The 2,804-nt window shown below is 40.0% G+C and carries 5 protein-coding genes and 1 pseudogene; all 6 read left to right on the top strand.

Annotation, left to right across the window (positions count from 1 at the left end; all coding sequences use genetic code 11):
- Positions 1 to 182 (top strand): annotated as a pseudogene (locus MAQ5080_RS17350) (IS3 family transposase); the annotation flags it as partial.
- The gene (locus MAQ5080_RS17090) at positions 112 to 474 is read left to right on the top strand and encodes a type II toxin-antitoxin system RelE/ParE family toxin (protein WP_306455427.1); all 363 of its coding nucleotides are present in this window, start codon (positions 112 to 114) and stop codon (positions 472 to 474) included. The pseudogene MAQ5080_RS17350 and the gene MAQ5080_RS17090, both read left to right, overlap by 71 nt.
- Complete coding sequence (locus MAQ5080_RS17085) at positions 467 to 748, top strand: XRE family transcriptional regulator (protein ID WP_067213498.1); 282 nt, start codon at positions 467 to 469, stop codon at positions 746 to 748. The genes MAQ5080_RS17090 and MAQ5080_RS17085 overlap by 8 nt, the downstream gene beginning before the upstream one ends.
- Positions 749 to 919: 171 nt before the next feature.
- Positions 920 to 1,447, top strand: a complete 528-nt coding sequence (locus MAQ5080_RS17080; protein WP_067213500.1) for a hypothetical protein — start codon at positions 920 to 922, stop codon at positions 1,445 to 1,447.
- 408 nt (positions 1,448 to 1,855) lie between these two features.
- Positions 1,856 to 2,230: a hypothetical protein gene (locus MAQ5080_RS17075; RefSeq protein WP_067213502.1), complete on the top strand. Its 375-nt coding sequence runs from the start codon at positions 1,856 to 1,858 to the stop codon at positions 2,228 to 2,230.
- A 210-nt stretch (positions 2,231 to 2,440) separates the two neighbouring features.
- Positions 2,441 to 2,656: a VF530 family protein gene (locus MAQ5080_RS17070; RefSeq protein WP_067213505.1), complete on the top strand. Its 216-nt coding sequence runs from the start codon at positions 2,441 to 2,443 to the stop codon at positions 2,654 to 2,656.
- Positions 2,657 to 2,804 lie beyond the last annotated feature (148 nt).

Genomic DNA, 2,804 nt, shown 5'->3' with positions numbered 1-2,804 from the left:
TCAGAAGCTTAAAGACGGAGTGGGTACCAGCAACTGGATACATGACTCAAAGTGAAGCAAGACGAGATCTCAGTTTTTATCTTATGAATTATTATAACTGGCGCAGGCCGCATCAATTTAATAACGGGATGCCACCTGCTCAGGCAGAGAATCAACCTAATTTACTGTCCGGAATTAGTTGACCACTACAAGTGGCTTTTATCGATTGATAAACAGGATAGAGCACTAATAGGACAAGATATCAAAACCGTAGAATATGGCTGGCCAATCGGTATGCCAACCTGTCGTTCTATGGGAGGCGGGCTTTGGGAAGTACGCTCCAATTTATCCAATGGAAAGATTGCCCGTGTGCTTTTCTGTTGCCATGCAGAGAGCCTGATACTGCTCCATGGGTTTATTAAAAAGACCCAAAAAACACCAAAAAACGATTTAGATTTGGCAAAGAAGCGAAAGCAAGAGGTGGAAAATGCCTAATGTTCATATTGGCTCATCATTCGATGATTTCTTAGAAGACACTGGCGCATTGGCGGAAACCAATGCTGTTGCGATCAAGCGCGTGATCGCTTGGGAAATCCAGCAAAAGATTGAACTTGAGCATATCTCAAAAAGCACCATGGCTAAGCGCATGAATACGAGCCGTTCAGCATTAGATCGCCTACTTGACCCAAACAACACCTCAGTGACATTACATACCCTTGATAACGCAGCAAAAGCCTTGGGCAAAACACTAAAAATCGAGCTAGCTTAAATTGTACGACCCGATTCCATCGGGGATAGGTATTTCATTTCTGAAGAAGATCGCAGAGGTTGCAGCTTTTCTAGCTTGTGCCTTAGTCAAATAAGAATGCTTGAAGTAGTGAGTTACAGTTGAGTATGTTAGCTTGCCTGAATATCGTAAGCTATTGTGAAGGAAGATCATATGTCTCAGGTAAAATTGCTTTTCCAGAAGTATTCAAGCCCGCAATGCATTCTATGCGGTGAGCAAGGCATACTAACGCGTGAGCATAAGTTCAAACATGCTGTACTCAAAAATTCATTTGGAGATGAAAAGCTTCGTCTAGGATCGAAAGAATCCTTTTTTGAAGGTAAATCAAAGTCAATTCAAAGTACTTCAGCTAAATCTCTAAAGTTTAATACTCAAATCTGTCTACCATGTAACTCTAGTAGAACTCAGCCTGGTGATAGGCAGTTTGATAAGCTAATAGAGTTTTTGATTGATGCAGAAAAAGAAGGATTATCTCCAAATTCAGTTTTTGAAACCAAAGACTTTCAAGTAGGATCAGAAGGTCGTATTAACCTTCTAAGATATTTTGCAAAATTGCTTTGTAACTTTCTGTCAGATGCAAACTATCCAGTACCTTTAAGGCTATCTGAATTTGCTATTTGTCGAAGTGATGATAACTGCTTAAAAATTGGAGTTGAAAAAATGCTGATTATGCACAATTAAAAGCTTCTTTTAGTGATGTTCCTTTTGCACAACATAGAGGATTATCTATAAGTGGTGACGATGATTTTGAGCCAAATTATATAATTAGTAGTATTTCATTTGGAGGGAGTGATATTTATTTTTGGATGTTTTTTCAAACGAAGAGAAAATGAATCTAAAAGAGCATTACCCAGCAGAGCATCAGGATTTAGTTAATAAAATTTGTGAGGCTAGAGATAGTTAATAGCAAATAGAGCATGCTTTTTTCTGTACTGTTTAATAAAACCTCTCACCTTAAAGGCTGAGAGTTCCTATCTGAGCTCTCAGCCTTTAAGGTTTGGGTTATTTATTTATACAGGTTTAGTATGAACCTTTGATATGCTTGGCCGAGCAATGCGTGTCGGTTGAATGAAACGTTAGGGACAAACTATGAAAAAGTCAGTAATCACAGCAGCTATTCTTTTGTTTTCTGTCGGCGCAATAGCAAAAGAAATGTATCGCGCTCCATCAGCAGGAGATTTTGGTACATACTACATCTTGCAGCATGAAAAAATAGAAAGTGATATTCACAAAGTATTAACAAGTCGTATTGGTAAAGGAAATGCTTATACAACATTTACCGAACTAAAAATCAACTGTGCTTCTCAAGAGTTTTTTGCTTTGGCTGAAAACGAAGAAGATGGCGCAAAAGATATGCCGTCAACTTCGTTATATGATTACTCAAGCCGATCCAAATGGTCTAGGCTAGTCAGAGGTTCAAGTAAGTACGACCTAGTTCAGTATGTCTGTAAAAATTATAAGTAGCGCAATTAGTCAACAAACCTCTCACCTTAAAAAGTGATCAATCGTTCAACTCTGTATAAGTCTCAAGACAAGCCGGTTCCACCAGAACTGGCTTTTTTATGCTCAGCTAAGTAACAATCAGGCCCAATCAAAACCACTGCCCAACTTCCAACCCCCGCACCCACCCAAAAACCTGCTAAACTCCCTCTCTACTCAAATCAGGGATCCCCAATGAACCAACCCAACAACCCATTGCACGGCCTGTCATTAGAAAAGGTGCTGACGCGCTTAGTCGAGCACTACGGCTGGAATGGTCTTTATGATCGTATTCGTGTGAACTGTTTTGCGAATGATCCTTCGATCAAGTCGGCTTTGAAGTTTTTGCGTAAGACGCAGTGGGCCAGAGATAAGGTTGAAGCGCTGTATATCGAAACGTTTAGCAGTTAAAAGCTAGGAAAGGGGTCAGATCCTGAGGTATCCCCACAAAATTTCAATATAGATCAGAATGTTAGCGTAAGAAGGGAACGTTCATAGCTCTTGGCGATCAATAATTTCGCCAAAAACAACTCACCACCAGAGCCATGAACGCGACCGC

The organism is Marinomonas aquimarina (assembly GCF_900089755.1).
In the GTDB taxonomy this organism is placed as follows: domain Bacteria; phylum Pseudomonadota; class Gammaproteobacteria; order Pseudomonadales; family Marinomonadaceae; genus Marinomonas; species Marinomonas aquimarina.
Note: the sequence above shows the minus strand (reverse complement) of the source record. Positions and strands in the feature narration are given on the sequence as shown.

What these genes read in the sequence shown, in the direction of transcription:
- MAQ5080_RS17075 (WP_067213502.1), top strand. Translation starts at nt 1,856, where the DNA reads ATGAAAAAGTCAGTAATCACAGCAGCTATTCTTTTGTTTTCTGTCGGC.
- MAQ5080_RS17080 (WP_067213500.1), top strand. Translation starts at nt 920, where the DNA reads ATGTCTCAGGTAAAATTGCTTTTCCAGAAGTATTCAAGCCCGCAATGC.
- MAQ5080_RS17070 (WP_067213505.1), top strand. Translation starts at nt 2,441, where the DNA reads ATGAACCAACCCAACAACCCATTGCACGGCCTGTCATTAGAAAAGGTG.
- MAQ5080_RS17085 (WP_067213498.1), top strand. Translation starts at nt 467, where the DNA reads ATGCCTAATGTTCATATTGGCTCATCATTCGATGATTTCTTAGAAGAC.